General features: G+C 59.7%; 16 protein-coding genes and 1 pseudogene. 6 read left to right on the forward strand and 11 right to left on the reverse strand.

The features are described from left to right. Positions 1-243: zinc ribbon domain-containing protein (locus tag NW863_RS08775; protein ID WP_414365833.1), on the forward strand; the 243-nt coding region annotated here is incomplete at its 5' end. Between the two features lie 32 nt (positions 244-275). Here the strand turns inward: NW863_RS08775 and NW863_RS08780 are convergent. Further along, positions 276-659: a hypothetical protein gene (locus NW863_RS08780; RefSeq protein WP_414365834.1), complete on the reverse strand. Its 384-nt coding sequence runs from the start codon at positions 657-659 to the stop codon at positions 276-278. Positions 660-1032: 373 nt separating this feature from the next. Further along, positions 1033-1572 (reverse strand): ATP synthase F0 subunit B, encoded by a 540-nt coding sequence (locus NW863_RS08785; protein WP_414365835.1) that lies wholly within the window; start codon positions 1570-1572, stop codon positions 1033-1035. 178 nt (positions 1573-1750) lie between these two features. On the opposite strand from NW863_RS08785, the gene NW863_RS08790 reads away from it, so the two are divergent. The 3 genes from NW863_RS08790 to NW863_RS08800 all read left to right on the forward strand — a co-directional run bounded on the left by NW863_RS08790 (position 1751) and on the right by NW863_RS08800 (position 5696). After that, a complete protein-coding gene (locus NW863_RS08790; protein WP_414365836.1) occupies positions 1751-2020 on the forward strand; it encodes a DUF751 family protein in 270 nt (89 codons plus the stop codon). Positions 2021-2291: 271 nt separating this feature from the next. Next, entirely contained in the window at positions 2292-3827 is a 1536-nt protein-coding gene (locus NW863_RS08795) for a site-2 protease family protein (RefSeq protein ID WP_414365837.1), read from the forward strand. Between the two features lie 45 nt (positions 3828-3872). Next, complete coding sequence (locus NW863_RS08800; protein ID WP_414365838.1) at positions 3873-5696, forward strand: aspartate kinase; 1824 nt, start codon at positions 3873-3875, stop codon at positions 5694-5696. On the opposite strand, the gene NW863_RS08805 is transcribed toward NW863_RS08800, so the two are convergent. Next, on the reverse strand, positions 5693-6751 hold the full coding sequence (locus NW863_RS08805) for a Photosystem Q(B) protein 1 (RefSeq protein ID WP_414365839.1): 1059 nt from the start codon (positions 6749-6751) through the stop codon (positions 5693-5695). The genes NW863_RS08800 and NW863_RS08805 overlap by 4 nt on opposite strands. A 330-nt stretch (positions 6752-7081) precedes the next feature. Then, positions 7082-10306 (reverse strand): carbamoyl-phosphate synthase large subunit, encoded by a 3225-nt coding sequence (carB, locus tag NW863_RS08810; RefSeq protein WP_414365840.1) that lies wholly within the window; start codon positions 10304-10306, stop codon positions 7082-7084. Positions 10307-10780: 474 nt separating this feature from the next. Between carB and NW863_RS08815 the strand changes: the two genes are divergently transcribed. Further along, positions 10781-11077, forward strand: a complete 297-nt coding sequence (locus NW863_RS08815; protein ID WP_414365841.1) for a FitA-like ribbon-helix-helix domain-containing protein — start codon at positions 10781-10783, stop codon at positions 11075-11077. On the opposite strand, the gene NW863_RS08820 is transcribed toward NW863_RS08815, so the two are convergent. Genes NW863_RS08820 through NW863_RS08850 form a run of 7 tightly spaced genes read right to left on the reverse strand, consistent with a single transcriptional unit; the run spans position 11072 to position 15008 of the window. Beyond that, positions 11072-11731 carry a Na(+)/H(+) antiporter subunit B gene (locus tag NW863_RS08820; RefSeq protein WP_414365842.1) on the reverse strand — a complete coding sequence of 220 codons (660 nt, stop codon included), beginning with the start codon at positions 11729-11731 and terminating at the stop codon, positions 11072-11074. The two genes, NW863_RS08815 and NW863_RS08820, sit on opposite strands and share 6 nt — an antisense overlap. Continuing rightward, positions 11728-12249: a DUF4040 domain-containing protein gene (locus tag NW863_RS08825; RefSeq protein WP_414365843.1), complete on the reverse strand. Its 522-nt coding sequence runs from the start codon at positions 12247-12249 to the stop codon at positions 11728-11730. Before NW863_RS08825 ends, NW863_RS08820 begins: the two co-directional genes overlap by 4 nt. A 9-nt stretch (positions 12250-12258) precedes the next feature. After that, positions 12259-12540: a monovalent cation/H(+) antiporter subunit G gene (locus NW863_RS08830; protein ID WP_011430583.1), complete on the reverse strand. Its 282-nt coding sequence runs from the start codon at positions 12538-12540 to the stop codon at positions 12259-12261. Between the two features lie 16 nt (positions 12541-12556). Then, positions 12557-12808, reverse strand: a complete 252-nt coding sequence (locus NW863_RS08835; protein WP_414365844.1) for a hypothetical protein — start codon at positions 12806-12808, stop codon at positions 12557-12559. Next, positions 12805-13209, reverse strand: a complete 405-nt coding sequence (locus NW863_RS08840) for a Na+/H+ antiporter subunit E (protein WP_414365845.1) — start codon at positions 13207-13209, stop codon at positions 12805-12807. Before NW863_RS08840 ends, NW863_RS08835 begins: the two co-directional genes overlap by 4 nt. Beyond that, positions 13193-14677: a cation:proton antiporter gene (locus NW863_RS08845; protein WP_414365846.1), complete on the reverse strand. Its 1485-nt coding sequence runs from the start codon at positions 14675-14677 to the stop codon at positions 13193-13195. The genes NW863_RS08840 and NW863_RS08845 overlap by 17 nt, the downstream gene beginning before the upstream one ends. Then, the gene (locus tag NW863_RS08850) at positions 14670-15008 is read right to left on the reverse strand and encodes a cation:proton antiporter subunit C (protein WP_414365847.1); all 339 of its coding nucleotides are present in this window, start codon (positions 15006-15008) and stop codon (positions 14670-14672) included. Before NW863_RS08850 ends, NW863_RS08845 begins: the two co-directional genes overlap by 8 nt. Positions 15009-15143: 135 nt before the next feature. Between NW863_RS08850 and NW863_RS08855 the strand changes: the two are divergent. Then, positions 15144-15938, forward strand: a pseudogene (locus NW863_RS08855) (RNA-guided endonuclease TnpB family protein); the annotation flags it as partial.

Below are 15938 nucleotides of genomic sequence, written 5' to 3' on the forward strand. Positions count from 1 at the left end.
GTGCACTACAAGGCCGCCAGAGCAGGGATCCAGGTTGTGGTGGTGCCGCCTGCCTACAGCTCGCAGACCTGCCACCGCTGTTTGTGGCTTGGGCAACGGGAAGGGGATGCAGATTTGAACGGTGCCAACGTCATTGCGCTTTTGGGGGTCGCTGTAAACCGGCCTAGAGGCCCGTGGTTGGCTTGCCAACTACAGGGCTACAGAAAACCCGCTCCGTACCGCTTAGCGGTCGGAGCCGGGTAGTTTACGTCTGCCGCGACAAGAGTCTACCTCTCCTAGCGGGCGCTCTCGTTTTTGGGGCTGACAGCGTTGAGAGCTAGCATCATCCACTCGGAAAATTCATCGCGGCGGAAAACCTGAGGGCAAGAGCGCGGGCCAAAACGCAGCAGGCTGGGCATGCCGTACTCCTTGAGGCGGTTCTGCAGCCAGGTGCCAACGCCAGTTTTGCCATCATTGGGCATTTCGGTTTGGAAGTCGCTGTACATCAGCAACAACTGGCTGCGAGATTGGAGCACAGCATTCTCTTGGATCAACTTCGGCAGAGAGAGGCTGGCGGCTGAGTTAGCTCCTTTAATACCTTTGGCCGATTCACGGCGACGGCTGCGGGAGCGGGAGTTAGCACTTTCGCGGTTCTTACGGGCTTTCGGTTCAATGGTCATAGAATCTCCTAGACGACTGAGTGGTTCCGCAAAAGGGGTAAAAGCCGGAACTCGCAGGCTGGGGACAGAGCCCGCCGAGGAAGGTAGCTCGATGAGTAGTCCAATGCTGGGCAACCGCTGAGAAGAGGGACACACGCTCTCAGTTAAGCAAAGGGAGAACTCCGCCAGCTTGCCACAAAAGCTCGAGGTTCCTTGCCTGCGGCAGCAATCTACAGCGCGTCGAGTTCCTGGCCGTCCATCCGAGACTTGTCTTCGTCTTCCCTGCCGGAGGTTAGTTTGGTTACCACAGATCCGCAGGGTAAAGGATCCCAGATGCTACCTTTTATATTGGCCTAAAACTGAACAGATGGACACTCTCTGGTCGAGAACAAATTTAGGTCTGAAGGTTTTGTCGCCCGTTGCGGATCACCCGCAGCGACTCCAACAGCCGCAACTCTAGGTCTTGCAAAACCTGATCCACGTAACGATGGGCCTCCCGCTGGAGACGCTCCGACTCCTGGAGCGTCTGTCGCCGCACCTCCTCGCTCTGTTGGTAGGTTTGCCGCAGCAACTGTTCTGCCTGCGCTTGAGCCTGGCGTACGATGGTCGATTCGCTAACGAGCTGCTCGGCGCGGCGCTGGGCCATGGCCACGATCTCCTGGGCGTAGCGATGGGCCTCGGCCAAAATTTGATCCCGCTGGCGCAGCACCTCCTCGGCTTCCTCCAAGGCCGTGGGCAGGTTGAGGCGGATGAAGTCCAACTGCTCCAGAATGCTCTCTTCGTCGATAAGGGTGCGAGACCAGAACAGACGAGGACTGCTGAGAATGGCTGCCTCCAGTTGATCCAAAGCTTCCTGGACGCGCATCAGCGCCAGGGTCTGTTCCCCAGGCAGGTCACCGGCGCGATTGGGGGCATCGGGGGGCAATTCTCGCATCAGGCCAGAGGGTGGGTGGCTGTGCTGAGCTGAGCAGGCAGGATAACGCCTACCATATCAGGTTCTCACCGTCTTGAGCCTGGGCGGCTTCCCCCTGGTTCCCAGCCCTCTTCAGCCGGGGGACAGAGACCAACATCTGTGGCAGACTGAGGGGAAGTTGTTGGATTGCGATCTGCCCATGCCACAGCCGCAGACTCCCCGTCGACTGGAAGACCAATTTGTGGAGAATGTCTCCCGCTACCCTACCTATTTCATTACCGTCTTGCTGGGGGGGATCTGGGCCGGCTTACAGCCTTTTGTTAAGCTGTACCGCAAAAGCCCGACGTCAGCAGCCCTGGTTGTGCTGGGATCCCTGGCTCTACTGTTGTTTATTTACTTCACGCTGCGGGGGATGACGGGGAACACTTTCTTGCCGGAATGGATGTTGCGCTGGGGCCATTGGGGATAAGCGAAGCTGTCCAGTGGACACCGGAGGCAGGGGTGCGCCTCAAGAAAATTCCCTTTTTTGTCCGCCCAGCCGCCCCTGAGAAGAAAGTGCTCTGCACTGCTCATGGGAACGAGAAGTTTGAGAAATCCGCGATCCAAGAGATCAGGGCGGCGGTTTATGAGCAGGCGAGGCAAAAATTTGGCTCCTGAGGGATCCCCCTTCCTGGCCGTAGCAGAGAGATTGGGTTTGTCGCTAGCTTGGTAGAGGCGTTCTCCTCTGTTTTTTGCAACTCATGGCAGATTGGATCCTGTTGGCACTGGTGGGTTCGACAACCTACCTGCTGCTGCAAAAAAGTGTGGCCCGCCTCTCCAAGGTGCCCTGGCGGATCCTGTGGCTGGTGATGATGATGCCCCCTTTGATCTGGGTGCTGGGGCGTCAGGTGTTTCAGTACGAAATGCCCCCCTTGCTCATGTTGGGGCTATTTCTGGCCTCCTATTTTACCAGCATGACTTTGGTGCGCCGGGGGCGCCTCCGACCCCCCACGGCGGGCTCTCAACCTGGGGCGGAAAACACCTCGCCGGTTGTGGGATCGGATCGCGAGTCTTTGCCGGAAGCAGAGGAAGAAGAGGAGGACAGTGCTGCAGATCCAGTCTCGGCGGCTATTGCCCACACCCCCATCTCGGAGGTGCCGCGGGAAAAGCTCAACCACTGCTTCCCCTGGAATGTTTTTTATTTGCAAAGCGTAGAATACCGTCCCCAGGCGATTATCTGCCGGGGCAATTTGCGGGCGGATCCCACGGAAGCCTATGAGCGGGTGCAGCGCAATGTCGAAAACACTTTCGGCAAACGCTTCTTGGTGGTGCTTCAGGAGGGGTTTGCCGGCAAGCCTTTTTTTGCCCTGGTGCCCAACCCAGCGGCGCGGCGCTCCCTAACCCGTCAGGAAGAATGGCCTCTGCTGGCGCTGGGGCTACTGCTGTTTACCTTTTGGACAACTCTAACTGCCGGCGCCCAGGCGGCTGGGGTCAGCCCTGATCGGTTGCTGCATCTGCCCTCGCTGCTACAAGGGCTGCCCTATGCAGTGGGGATCCTGGCCATTCTGGGATCCCATGAGGGGATCCGCTACTGGGTGGCCCGCCGCCACGGCATCAAAACCTCGCTCCCCTACTTCATTCCGGTGCCTTTTGTTTTGGGAACTTTTGGGGCCTTCATTGAGCTGAAAGAACCGGTGCCCAACCGCAAGGTGCTGTTTGACATTGCCGTTGCCGGGCCGCTGGCAGGCAGCCTCGTTGCTTTGGCAATGTTGCTCCTGGGGCTAGTCTTTTCGACGCCTGCGGAGCCTCCGGCAGTGCCAGAGGGGCAGCCGACCCCGATTAGCTTCCATCGCATCGATCCACGCCTATCGGTGCTGCTAGCAATCCTGGCGCGTATGGTGCTGGGGGATCAATTGCAGCCGGGCCAGGTGATCGATCTGCACCCCTTGGCCTTTGCCGGCTGGCTGGGTCTGGTGGTGGTTGCCTTTAACCTGGTGCCGGTGGGCCAACTGGATGGGGGCCACCTTGTCCACGCCGTCTATGGCCAGCAGATGGGGGCCAATGTGGGGCGAGTAACTCGCTGGCTGGTGCTGCTGCTGGCCTTGACGGTGCAGCCCTGGCTGTTATTGTGGGCGCTGCTGCTGTTTGTCATCTCCAGTGCCGACGAGCCGGCCCTCAACGACGTCACTGAGCTGGATGAGGGGCGGGAGCTGCTGGGGCTGGGGATGCTGACGTTGCTGGTGTTGATCCTGCTGCCGGTGCCACCCTTTTTGCAAACTTGGTTGGGCTTGGCCTAGTTCGGGGTAGGATCCAAACCACGCCTAACCAGCTCAGCCCTAGCCATGCCAGCAGGTTTAATTGTCCAGAAGTACGGCGGCACCTCCGTCGGCTCCATCGAGCGCATCCAAGCCGTGGCCCAGCGGGTGGCCCACACGGTGGATCAGGGCCAGCGAGTGGTGGTGGTGGTCTCAGCGATGGGAGAGGAAACCGATCGCCTGGTGGAACTGGGGGAACAGATCCTCCAGGGATCCCCGACCACGCCGGCCCAGTGGCGGGAGTGGGACATGCTCCTTTCCACGGGCGAGCAGGTAAGCATTGCCCTGCTGGCTCTGGCGCTGCAGCGCTTGGGCTATCCTGCCCTCTCCCTGACGGCGGCCCAGGTAGGGATTGTTACCACCCGGGATCACGGGCGGGCCCGCATCCTGCACATCCACACCGACCGCCTCTGGCAGCACTTGGAGCGGGGAGAGGTGGTGGTGGTGGCCGGCTTTCAGGGCATCACCAGCCCGGCGGAGCTGGAAATTACCACCCTGGGGCGAGGGGGATCCGACACTACGGCGGTGGCTTTGGCGGTGGCTCTGGGAGCAGAGCTGTGTGAGATCTACACCGATGTGCCGGGGATCTTCACCACCGACCCGCGCAAGGTACCCGAGGCCAGGCTGTTGCCAGAGATTACCGCCGACGAGATGCTGGAGCTGGCCAGCCTGGGAGCGCAGGTGCTCCACCCCCGCTCGGTGGAGATTGCCCGCAACTACGGCGTCAAGCTGCGGGTGCGCTCCAGCCTGGAGCCGCTGCAAGCAGGATCCGAGGGCACCCTCATTCTTTCTCCTCCTCCCCGTCCTCGCCCCGCCGATAGCAGCATTGAGCTGGGCCGGGCAGTGGATACGGTGGAGCTGGATCGGGATCAGGCCAAGGTGGTGTTGGTGGGAGTGCCGGATCGCCCGGGCATTGCCGCTCAGCTGTTCCAGGAAATTGCGGCAGCCGGGATCAACGTCGATTTAATCCTGCAGTCGCTCCACCTCAGTGCAGCCGAGGGATCCCCTACCAACGACATTGCCTTTACCGTCAGCCGGGCGCAAGCAGCCCAGGCGGCAGCCGTGGCACAGCAGGTGGGCCAGGAGCTGGGGTGTAGGGAAGTCCTCGTCGAGGAGGCGGTGGCCAAGGTCAGCATTGCCGGGGTGGGGATGATGGGTCGCCCGGGCATTGCCGCCGAGATGTTTCGAGTGCTGGCGGAAGCCGGGATCAATCTCCAGATGATCTCCATGTCGGAGATCAAGGTAAGCTGTGTGGTGGCTGCCGAGCGGGCTGGGGAGGCCGCCCTGGCGCTGGGGGAGGCGTTTCAGGTGATTCCCCATTTGCATCGGGTCACGGCAGCCCCTGGCCGGGATCCCCTCCCCAGCAACCACCCGGTGCGGGGCGTTGCCCTGGATCTGAAGCAGTCGCGGCTGGGCATCCGCAAGGTGCCGGATCGTCCGGGGACGGCTGCCCATCTGTTTGGGCGCCTGGCTGAGGCCGGGATTATCGTGGACACCATCATCCAAAGCCAGCGGGGCTACCACAACGGCATCCCCAGTAACGACATCGCCTTTACGGTGCCTCAGGACCAGGCCAGGGCGGCTGAGGCCGTGTGCCGGCAGGTGGCCGAGGAACTGCAGGCGGCGGGGGTCGAAGCCGACCACGACATCGCTAAGGTGAGCATCGTCGGTGCCGGGATGGAAATTTATCCCGGCGTGGCGGCGCACTTTTTTGCTGCCTTGGCCGACGCCGGGATCAACATCGAGATGATCGCCACCTCGGAGATCAAGGTAAGCTGCGTGGTGCGACAGGAGCAGGGAATCCACGCTCTGCAAGCTGCCCACCGCGCCTTTGAACTCGACCGAGCCTAGTCGGCTTTGGCTGCCAACAGCAGGGGGAAGTGGTGGGCGTTGGGGGCGTGCATGGCCTGGATCCCCAGGTTGGCGCGGTTGACCAGGTCGGCGTAGGTGGGGATGAACCGGCCCTGGCCGTCCAGGATGGACTGGTTGAAGTTAAAGCCGTTGAGGTTAAAGGCCATCATCCCAATGCCAATGGCTGCCGCCCAAATCCCTACGGTCGGCAGGGCCGCCATCCAGAAGTGAACGGAGCGGCTGTTGCGCCAGCCAAGGCCGGGGATCCCCAGCCGCCCCAAGAAGGTGTAGTGGCCGGCCAGGAAGTTGTAAGTGACTTCTTCTTGGCCGAAGCGGTAGCCGGCATTGGCCGACTCCTCTTCCGAAGTCTCCCGGATCAGGCTAGACATCACTAGGGAGCCGTGTAGAGACGCCAGCAGGGCGCCGCCAAACACCCCGGCTACCCCCAGCCAACTGGTGGGGTGCATCAAGATGTTGTGTTCCGCCTGGAAGGCCAGCATGAAGTGGAAGGTGCCGGCAATCCCCAGCGGCAGCCCTTCCGAGAAGCTGCCCTGGCCAATGGGGTAGACCAAGAGCACCGCTGTAGCGGCAGCCGCCGGCGCAGAAAAGGCCACCGCAATCCAGGGGCGCATGCCCAGCCGGTAGCTCAACTCCCACTGCCGGCCAAGGTAGCACCACACCCCAAGGAGAAAGTGGAGCACGATGAGCTGGTAGGGGCCGCCGTTGTAGAGCCACTCATCCAAAGAGGCGGCTTCCCAGATGGGGTAAAAGTGCAGGGCAATGGCGGCTGAGGTGGGCACCACCGCTGCAGAAATGAGGTTGTTGCCCCCCAACAAAGAGCCAATCACCGGCTCGCGGATCCCGTCCATATCCACCGGCGGCGCGGCAGTGAAGGCAATTACAAAACAAAAGGCTGCCGCCAACAACGTTGGGATCATCAATACACCAAACCAGCCAATGTAAAGCCGGTTTTCGGTGCTGGTGATCCACTGACAAAAACTTTCCCAACTCCACAGCCGCCGCGCAGCAGCGGAGCGACGAATGACCGTACTCATAGGCCAACTCCTAGAAAATTTCAGCAAAGCCATCTCCCCCCTGCCTTTGCCGAACCGATGTCAGGAGCCCCTTCGACAAGGCCTAGGGGAGCTTTCTTCCAAACTAGACAGTTTTCGGGATGCCGACAGGGATCTCTAACGTGTGCAGCCAGAATGTGAAACAAGTTGATGTATCGATACAAATAGGCAAATCAGTGTTGCAATTTTGATGCCTTGGTCTCGGCTTTTCCTGGGCAGCCAAGGCCACTTTCTCCAGCCGAGAACTTCAGAATTTCTTAAGGTGAAGGTTTTAAGAATTTCTTCAGAAAGGTAACCCAAGAAGACTGAGATCTATCGTCCAATTTCGGCGTGAAACTCCTGCAGGGACTTCACCTGCAGGGATCCCGACTGCAGGGCCCGGATGGCGGCGGCAGTGGCTTTGGCCCCGGCCAGGGTAGTAACCAAGGGGATCTTGTAGGCCAAGGCAGTGCGCCGGATCTTCCGCCCATCCTGTTGAGCTTCGCTGCCGGAAGGGGTATTGACAATAAGCTGAATCTGGTGATTTTTGATGGCGTCGATGACGTGGGGCCGGCCCTCGTGCAGCTTGAGCACCTTCTCGACAGGGATCCCGTGTTGGGCCAGAACTTTTTGCGTGCCGGCAGTGGCCAGCAGACGAAAGCCCAGCTTGACAAACTCTTGAGCCACCGGGATCACGGCCTGCTTGTCGCGATCGCTGACGCTGATGAATACCGTGCCCCCTAGGGGCAGGTTCTGGCCGGCAGCCAGTTGCGCCTTGGCAAAGGCACGGCCAAAGTCGGTGTCAATCCCCATCACCTCGCCGGTGGAGCGCATCTCCGGCCCCAGCAGCGTGTCGGTACCAGGAAACTTGTGAAACGGCAGCACCGCCTCCTTGACAGCCACGTAGGGTGGGATCACCTCCTGGGTAAAGCCCAGCTCCGCCAGGGTTTTGCCGCTCATCACCTGGGCGGCATAATCGGCCAGGGGATGGCCAATGGCCTTGCTGACAAATGGTACGGTGCGGGAAGCTCGCGGGTTGGCCTCCAGGACGTAGACCTGCTCCTTCTGGACGGCGTATTGCACGTTAATAAGCCCCACCACCTTGAGAGCTTGGGCCAGCTTCACCGTCCAGTCGCGAATCACCTGCAGCACCTCGGGGCTGAGGGTGCGGCTGGGCAAGACGCAGGCGGAATCCCCCGAGTGGATCCCGGCCTGCTCGATGTGCTCTAGGATCCCGCCAATGGTTACAGCCCCGGTGCGGTCGGCAATGGCATCTACGTCCACCTCCACCGCGTCCTCCAAAAACTGATCCACCAGCACGGGACGGTCGGGATCCACCGCCACCGCCAGTTGCATGTAGCGCTGCAGGTCTTGATCCGAATAGACAATCTCCATGGCCCGTCCCCCCAGCACATAGCTGGGCCGCACCACCACCGGGTAGCCGATGCGGCGGGCAATTTCCAGGCTTTCTTCCACGCTGCGGGCAATGCCGTTGGCCGGTTGGCGAATATCCAGCTCCCGCAAGATGCGCTCGAAGCGCCCGCGATCCTCGGCTATGTCGATGGAGTCGGGGGAAGTGCCCCAGATGGGTGCCTGGGCTGCTGCCAGCCCCTGGGCCAGTTTCAGGGGGGTTTGGCCGCCAAACTGCACGATCAGGCCCACCGGCTGCTCAGCTTCGACCAGGTTCATCACCTCTTCGTGAGTGAGGGGCTCAAAGTAGAGGCGATCGGCGGTGTCATAGTCGGTGGAAACCGTCTCGGGGTTGGAGTTGACCATGAGGGTCTCATATCCGAGGCGGCTGAGGGCAAAGGCAGCATGGCAGCAGCAGTAGTCGAACTCGATCCCTTGGCCGATGCGGTTGGGGCCGCCCCCCAGGATCATCACCTTCGGCTTGGCGGTGGGGAAGGTCTCGGATTCGCTCTCGTAGGTGGAGTACTGGTAGGGGGTGGTCGCCTCGAACTCGGCAGCGCAGGTGTCCACCGTCTTGTAGGTGGGGATCACCCCCAGTTGCTTACGGCGATCCCGCACCTGAGCTTCGCTGGAGCCGGTCAGGTGGGCAATTTGTCGGTCGCTGAAGCCCATTTGCTTGAGGTGGCGCAGATCCTCAGCACTCAGGGATCCCAGCTCCCGCCCCTTGAGGGCTTGTTCCACTTCCACCAGCTCCTGCAGCTTGTCGATAAACCAGGGATCAATGTGGGTGAGCTGGGCAATTTCCTGAACGGAAAAACCCATGAGCAGGGCGGTGCGAATGGTCAAGAGGCGAAAGGGGTTGGGGGTGCGCAGGTTGGCCCGCACCTCCTCTGGGGTGGGGAAGACTTCCGGCCGGTCGCTGCCAAAGCCGGGGCGGTCGATCTCCAGGGATCGCAGCGCCTTCTGGAGGGATTCCTGGAAGGTGCGGCCAATGGCCATCGCCTCCCCCACCGACTTCATCTGGGTGGTCAAGACCGGCTCCGAACCGGGGAACTTCTCAAAGGCAAAGCGGGGGATCTTGGTGACCACATAGTCGAGGGTAGGCTCGAAGCTGGCCGGAGTTTTGCGGGTAATGTCGTTGGGGAGCTCCGGCAGCGTGTAGCCCACGGCCAGCTTGGCGGCAATCTTGGCAATGGGGAAGCCGGTGGCCTTGCTGGCCAAAGCAGAAGAGCGGGAAACCCGCGGGTTCATCTCAATCACCCGCACTTCACCGTTGGCGGGGTTGACGGCAAACTGCACGTTGGATCCCCCCGTTTCCACCCCGATCTCGCGCATGATGGCGATGGCATAGTCCCGCAGCCGCTGGTACTCCTTGTCGGTAAGGGTCTGGGCCGGGGCCACGGTGATGGAGTCGCCGGTGTGTACCCCCATGGGGTCGATGTTTTCAATCGAGCAGATGATCACCACGTTGTCCGCCAGATCCCGCATCACCTCCAGCTCAAACTCCTTCCAGCCAATCACCGACTCTTCCACCAGGATCTGGGAGACCGGGCTGGCCTCGAGGCCGGCGGCGCAGATCTCTTCAAATTCTTCTTGGTTGTAGGCCACGCCGCCGCCCGTGCCCCCTAGGGTATAGGCGGGGCGGATGATGAGGGGATAGCCAATCTCTTGGGCAATCTGCTTGGCTTCGGCCAGGCTGCGGGCCAACCCTGAGCGGGGCACGGCCAGGCCAAGCCGCTGCATTGCCTGCTTAAAGAGCTCCCGATCCTCCGCCTTTTCAATGGCCTCCCGCTTGGCCCCAATTAGCTCCACCCCGTACTGGTCTAGGATCCCGCGCCGGGCCAGCTCCACCGCTACATTTAAGGCCGTCTGACCCCCCATGGTGGGGAGCAGGGCATCGGGGCGCTCCCGCTCGATGATCTGGGCCACGAAGTCCGCCGTCACCGGCTCGATGTAGACGCGATCCGCCATACTGGGATCCGTCATGATGGTGGCCGGGTTGGAGTTGACCAGGATCACCTCGTAGCCCTCCTCTCGCAAGGCTTTGCAGGCTTGGGTGCCGGAGTAGTCAAACTCGCAGGCTTGGCCAATAACGATCGGCCCCGCTCCAATGAGCAAGATTTTGTGGATATCGGTGCGGCGTGGCATAGGGATCCCAGAGGTGGCAGGGTCAGCCTTCTATTGTAGAGGTCGCCTGCAGGTCAAGTTGCTCGTCGGGCGGGGAAACTTGCACGTTGATACTGTCATCGCTATCTTCGCGGCAAAGCCATCCATGAAGCCATTGATTGAGGAGGTTGGATTTAGTACTCAACTTTCTGGACATTTACGGGCATAGCAGTACAACGGCATTGCTAATTTCAGGAGAAAAGTTATCCAGCGGTATGTCTGTCTTAAGGAAGCAACGAAAATCTTGAGAGTCCACGAAAACACTTAGCGATGGTGGGAAGCAGAAGGTAAAATTAGAGCCATCAAAATGCCATCTGGGCAAAGGCAATATGACATCGGTACTTAGGTGCTCTAGGGTTCTTCCTTAGGGCTTTGAGGGATTCCTCCCTTTCTGTCAGCAATGATGGAATTGCAATCGTTGCATCGTCCGGATCATATCCGTATTGTGCAGCGTAAATGAATCAGACGCTCCATGACCACTCTAATTGTTCTCTAATTGTTCGCAACGTTGATGAGGCCATTGTCAAAGCCCTTAAAGAAAGGGAGAGGCGTCACGGCGCGAGTGCAGAAGCCGAACATCGCAAAATCCTGGAGCAAGTCTTACTCCAACTTGCAAAAAAAGTCCTTTGCCAAGTGCTCAGATCGATCCCAAACGTTGGTGAAGATTCGGACTTCGAGCGGCTACAAGAAGATAACACCACCTACAATTATTTGCTTGACACGAAGGTTATCAACCCCTTCAAGCCCTCATAACAAGCCGCGGTAGCGAATAAAAATTAAAATCGCCGCCCAGGATCCCAGCGCCACCTTGATGGCCACCAAAATGTTGAGAATTGGGATCCAGCCGCCGCTGAAAAGGGATCCCAGCTCGCCCCTGGGCAATTCCCAACCGGCAAGGGCCAGCATCGCCGCTGCAATAAAAGCCACCACTGAGAGCTTTTCCCAAGTGGCAGCTCGCCATCGCTGGTAAACCGACTCCATCCAGGCAGAAGAAGCAGTAATGGCAACTAGACCGATAGCCGTTCCCCCTGCCACACCGGCAGCGAAGCCTCCCCCCGGCGTCAGGTGTCCTCGAATTGCCAGCTCCACTGCAATCAGGGCAGAAATGGTGGCCCCCACCCGCGCCAACACAATTGAGGGAATATCGGTAAACTGAGCTACATTGGCCGTCGGTCGCTCATCCGCCAGCAGGTATTGGGCACCCAAAATTGCCGTAGAAAACACAACTACTTCGAAAACCGTGTCGTAAAGGCGGTTGCGCAAGATCAGGCCCGTCACCGTATTGGGCACACCGCTTTCTCTGGCTAGAGTCGATACAGGCTCAACCGCAGGCAAAACAGCTCCCGCATCGGCGACCATGAGCTGCACCGCCGCCAACAGCACTGCCATGCCATACAGCCATCTCATGGGGCAAGAACCTCGGAGGACAGAGTTTGCTGGGCCAAAATCTCTTGCAGGCGAGGCACCCGGGTGAGCAGGCGATACTCCTCTGTTTCACTGCCAGCCTCAAGGGCCATGGTGTGTATCTCTCGATTGCGAAGGGCTGCCGCTAAGGCCTCCACACTCTCATAGGCAGCCAATTCCAAACGCATATGGAGCGGCTGCAGACCCCGACGAATTTGCTGGAGCAGACGCTGGGCCGCCTCCGTCTTGGCCTCCAGCAGCGGGCTACCTTCCAAAACGCCCAGGCGCATGCTCAGGGAGGAGCGGACAGCAATAGCGTAGAGAGTAATGGAAAGCATGGTGCCCACCAGGGCTTCCGTCAAGGCCACATCCGCTGCCCCAAAGAGGGCATAGATCAAAGCGGCAATAGCCCCCAAAATGCCTCGCATCACTAGGGCGTGATAGGGGTTGGTCTGGGTCACGACCAAGGCAGCCGTCAAGGGCAACAGCAGAGCGATCACCAGCAACAAAGTCTCTTCCATCCTGTCCTCCTATAGGGACTTGCGCTGCGAGCAAAACGCCAGCACATAGCCCAAGATGGTGTTCCAAATGGCCAAGGAAATCAGCGCCAACACCAGCAGAGGCCACTCCCTGGGGATCCGCAGCAACAGCCCCAGCATGATGCTCATGGATCCCAGGGTGTCGGACACCGAAAGGCCGTGCAGCTTAAACAAAATGGAGCGATCTCCAAGGAGCGGTGCCGTTCCCCACAGCCAAAACAGCACCCCGATCCCAAATAGGAGATAGCTGAGAGCTTCCACCAAAACTTCCATATTCCTCCCGACCCAGTTAAAGCATTTCTAGGCGCTTGAGCACGTGGGCCAGCAGCATCAGGGCTGCATTGCCCACCGACAAAATCAAGACCCCCACAATCCCGATCATCCAGTCATCTCGCACCACAGATACCACCAAAACCAGGATGGCCGTCTTGGTGGATAAGCTGGCAAAAGCCAGCATCGTCTGCCAAATATCCTCCTTTAGCCAGGCGGCATACAGCGGCAGGCATAGGGTCAGGATCAGCAGAAACAGCAGTAGGTTCACGCCTCCTCCCGCGGCTTGAGCAGATGCACCTCGTAGGTGCCTTGGGCATCGCAATTGAGCACAATGGTTTTGGGCGTAAAAGTAATCAAAAAGATATCGAGAAACACCAGTCCCGCTGAACGATTGGGGAGAGTTTGTTTGTATACAACTTCCTCTACGGTGTGGGGCCTGAGGATCATCTCAAAGGCCTCCCAGTAAGCTTTCGGAACGGCGAAAACAATCTCCTTGAGCACCCGCCCCCAATCCCGCCACCGCACCGGCGCAGAAGCCTGTCGGGGAAGCAGCAGCGTCGCCGCTACCCCGATGGCCACATTGTCCCAACTCAGATTACCCGTCAGCAAAAACCAAATCAAAAGCCGCAGGCCAATTTCCAGTAAGCCCAACTCAGGGTAGCGCCACATGGTTCACTCTACTTAGCAGAATCCAGACCAGCACCAACACCACACTCAAGCCGCCCACCACTGCCTCTAGCCCTTCATCCAGCCGCCATCCCTTCACAGGGATCCGCTCCCAAAACCAGCCCAGGGGGATCCCGAGGCCCAAGCTAAGGAACGCCTTGATGAGATTATCGACGTCATAGGCCGCCGGCAGCCAGAACCAGAGCAAGCCCCCGCCCCAAAGGACTAGGGCCACCTTGTCTGGCCATGCCGGGGTAGTGTCCCCGTTGGTTTGAGAAGGAAAAGCCCGCAGCACCCGCACGGCTATGCAGGTGGTGCCGACAGTAACCCCCACCAGCAGCCACTCGTGCCAGGGATCCAGAGACGACAAGCTAAGAGCCTTGGCCGCATAGCCCAAAGTGCCGGGCACCCCTGCTAGCGAGGCCGTCCCCAAGATCAGCAGCGGCCAGCGCCAGCAATTGGTTATCGCAGCCCCAACGAACAACAAGGGCTTCGCCAGCCCATGGGCCAGACCGTACAAACCCGCCCACTGGGGTGCAGCGATGACAAATCCCATCTGCGACACCGAGCTCCAGGCCAAAAGGCGCTGAGGCGTGCTGGCCATCAAAGCCAGAAGGATCCCAAAGACCGCCGCGCCTGCACTGAAGTAGGGCAGTCCCTGCACCAAGAGGGGCGAGAACTCGCTGCAGCGCACAAGGGCCATGGCGCCTGCTTTTGTAGTAAAACCGCTGAGCACCGCCGCGATGACAGGATCGGCAGTGGCGTAGGTGAGGGGCAGCCACAGGCCGGCGACAAAGACCGCCCCCTTGGCCAGAAGGCCAACGGCAATCAAGGCCAGAGCCGTGGGGTCGGCCAGGGCCAAGCCGCTCATCGCCAGGGATCCGGTGCGCACATAGACCAGGATTGCGCCCATCAAGTAGAAGAGCATGGCCACATTGCTCATGAACAGGTAGCGCAGCCCCACCCAGAGCTGACGGTCGCGAGAGCGGTGCGGGGCGCTTTCCCCCAGCATCGGCTGGGACTCTGCTCGGCGACTGTAGGTGAGCAGCAAAAACACGCCGATACTGAGCACCTCCAGGGCCACATAGACGCTGATCAGGTCAGCGCTGATGACGACGGCGTTGGCGCTGCCGTGGATGATTAACAACTGCATGGCCAGAAAGCGGCTGCCCACAAAGCGCCGATCCAGATACAGGGCTACCCCAAGGGTGACCAGGCCGTGGGCCAGGAGCATAGCCGCGGCGTTGCCATCGATCCGCAGCGTCACCCCGAAGTGATCCAGCAACTGGAGCTCCAACGGCGCAGCAGTTGCCCCTGGCAGGCCTCCCTGCCGCACTGCGTAGGCTATCGTCAGTCCAGCCATGATGACCAGGCCGGGACGGGTCAAAGCCGGCAGCAAGTAGGTGGCGAAGGCCAGCCAAAAGGGCAGTGCCACCCAGACCAACGTAAGTTCGGTCGTCAGCTCAGTCATCAGCTACCGCCTGCTCAATACTCTCCACTTCCAGGGTGGGATGATTGCGGGACAGCTTCATCACCCCCACTAACATCAGAGCTTGCACCGACAGGCCGATGACGATGGCCGTGAGGATGATTCCTTGCGGAACCGGGTCGGCATAGTCCACCTGGCGCCAGGGCTTGTAGATGGGAGTGAACACGCCGGTGCGGGCGGCCCAAATGACAAAAAAGGCGATAACCCCGGTGCTCATCACATCCATGGCCAAGATTTTCATGATTAGATTTCGCTTGACCACCACTCCCCAAAAGCCCAGCAGGATCGTAAGGACAATTGCAGCGTGTACCATGGGTACCTTGCCGTTTGAGCCTCGACGGTGATTCCGGTATTTCTGTAGTCCATTTAGCTAGAAACCGCAGAACCCCGCCCTGTAGCCGTAGGGCCAGGGCTGGGAGGAATGCAGATGACGTCGTATAGTTGTAACATGACCCAAGTTTTAACTGTCTCCTGCAAGCTCAAGGTATCTGGGTCGCAAGCCGCCAAGCTGGAGGCGACTCTGGATGCGTTTGCACAAGCACTCCTCGCGCCAGCGGGCCGGAGGCCTTACTGGGTCAACCAAAACACGCCAGAGAAGGTGGTCAACGCCGTCAAGCTTCAATCGCTCTGCTACCGCGAAATTCGTACCCGCTTTGGGCTCTCCAGCAATAAGGACTCCGTCCCGCTAGCGCGAGTGGCACAACAGGTAGGCAGAAGGTTAGCCGCTGCCCGCAAGGTTGCCCAGCAAAAGAATCGTCCGGTCAAAGCGTTCAAGAGCGGCTTTGTTACCTACGGTGCCCGCATCTTTTCTTTTCGGGAGAAGGACTGGACAGTGTCACTGACCACCGTTGAGGGACGCGAGCGCTTTGAGCTGGATGTAGGTCACTACCAGCGCGGGATGCTTGCGGGTTCTCATCCCAAAGCAGCCACGTTGGTCAAACGCCAAGACAGTTCCTAACTTCATTCAGATTGGCGTGGAGTCTGAGGCACCAGAGCCGGAGCACGCTGTCAAGGCAATGGGCATGGATTTGGGTAGGAGAGATATTGCTCATACCTCTGAGGGGGATCACTGGAATGGACAGCAGTTGAACCAGGTCAGAGACCACTACTCCTGCTTGAGAGCGCTTCTCCAACGCAAGGCCAGTCAGGGCACACGCAGCACTCGGCGGAGATGTCGGGAGCTGCTGCAACGGCTGTCTGGTCGGGAGAGACGCTTTCAAGCTTGGGTGAACCACTGCATCTC

Origin of the sequence: Synechococcus sp. B60.1, assembly GCF_047462555.1 — a bacterium.
GTDB lineage: Bacteria > Cyanobacteriota > Cyanobacteriia > Thermostichales > Thermostichaceae > Thermostichus.

Excerpts from the sequence above, each read along its gene's own strand:
- NW863_RS08795 (WP_414365837.1), top strand. The coding sequence starts at position 2,292 with ATGGCAGATTGGATCCTGTTGGCACTGGTGGGTTCGACAACCTACCTG.
- NW863_RS08785 (WP_414365835.1), bottom strand. The coding sequence starts at position 1,572 with ATGCGAGAATTGCCCCCCGATGCCCCCAATCGCGCCGGTGACCTGCCT.
- NW863_RS08815 (WP_414365841.1), top strand. The coding sequence starts at position 10,781 with ATGAATCAGACGCTCCATGACCACTCTAATTGTTCTCTAATTGTTCGC.
- NW863_RS08800 (WP_414365838.1), top strand. The coding sequence starts at position 3,873 with ATGCCAGCAGGTTTAATTGTCCAGAAGTACGGCGGCACCTCCGTCGGC.
- NW863_RS08840 (WP_414365845.1), bottom strand. The coding sequence starts at position 13,209 with ATGTGGCGCTACCCTGAGTTGGGCTTACTGGAAATTGGCCTGCGGCTT.
- carB (WP_414365840.1), bottom strand. The coding sequence starts at position 10,306 with ATGCCACGCCGCACCGATATCCACAAAATCTTGCTCATTGGAGCGGGG.
- NW863_RS08830 (WP_011430583.1), bottom strand. The coding sequence starts at position 12,540 with ATGGAAGTTTTGGTGGAAGCTCTCAGCTATCTCCTATTTGGGATCGGG.
- NW863_RS08820 (WP_414365842.1), bottom strand. The coding sequence starts at position 11,731 with ATGAGATGGCTGTATGGCATGGCAGTGCTGTTGGCGGCGGTGCAGCTC.
- NW863_RS08850 (WP_414365847.1), bottom strand. The coding sequence starts at position 15,008 with ATGGTACACGCTGCAATTGTCCTTACGATCCTGCTGGGCTTTTGGGGA.
- NW863_RS08780 (WP_414365834.1), bottom strand. The coding sequence starts at position 659 with ATGACCATTGAACCGAAAGCCCGTAAGAACCGCGAAAGTGCTAACTCC.
- NW863_RS08825 (WP_414365843.1), bottom strand. The coding sequence starts at position 12,249 with ATGGAAGAGACTTTGTTGCTGGTGATCGCTCTGCTGTTGCCCTTGACG.
- NW863_RS08845 (WP_414365846.1), bottom strand. The coding sequence starts at position 14,677 with ATGACTGAGCTGACGACCGAACTTACGTTGGTCTGGGTGGCACTGCCC.
- NW863_RS08790 (WP_414365836.1), top strand. The coding sequence starts at position 1,751 with ATGCCACAGCCGCAGACTCCCCGTCGACTGGAAGACCAATTTGTGGAG.
- NW863_RS08805 (WP_414365839.1), bottom strand. The coding sequence starts at position 6,751 with ATGAGTACGGTCATTCGTCGCTCCGCTGCTGCGCGGCGGCTGTGGAGT.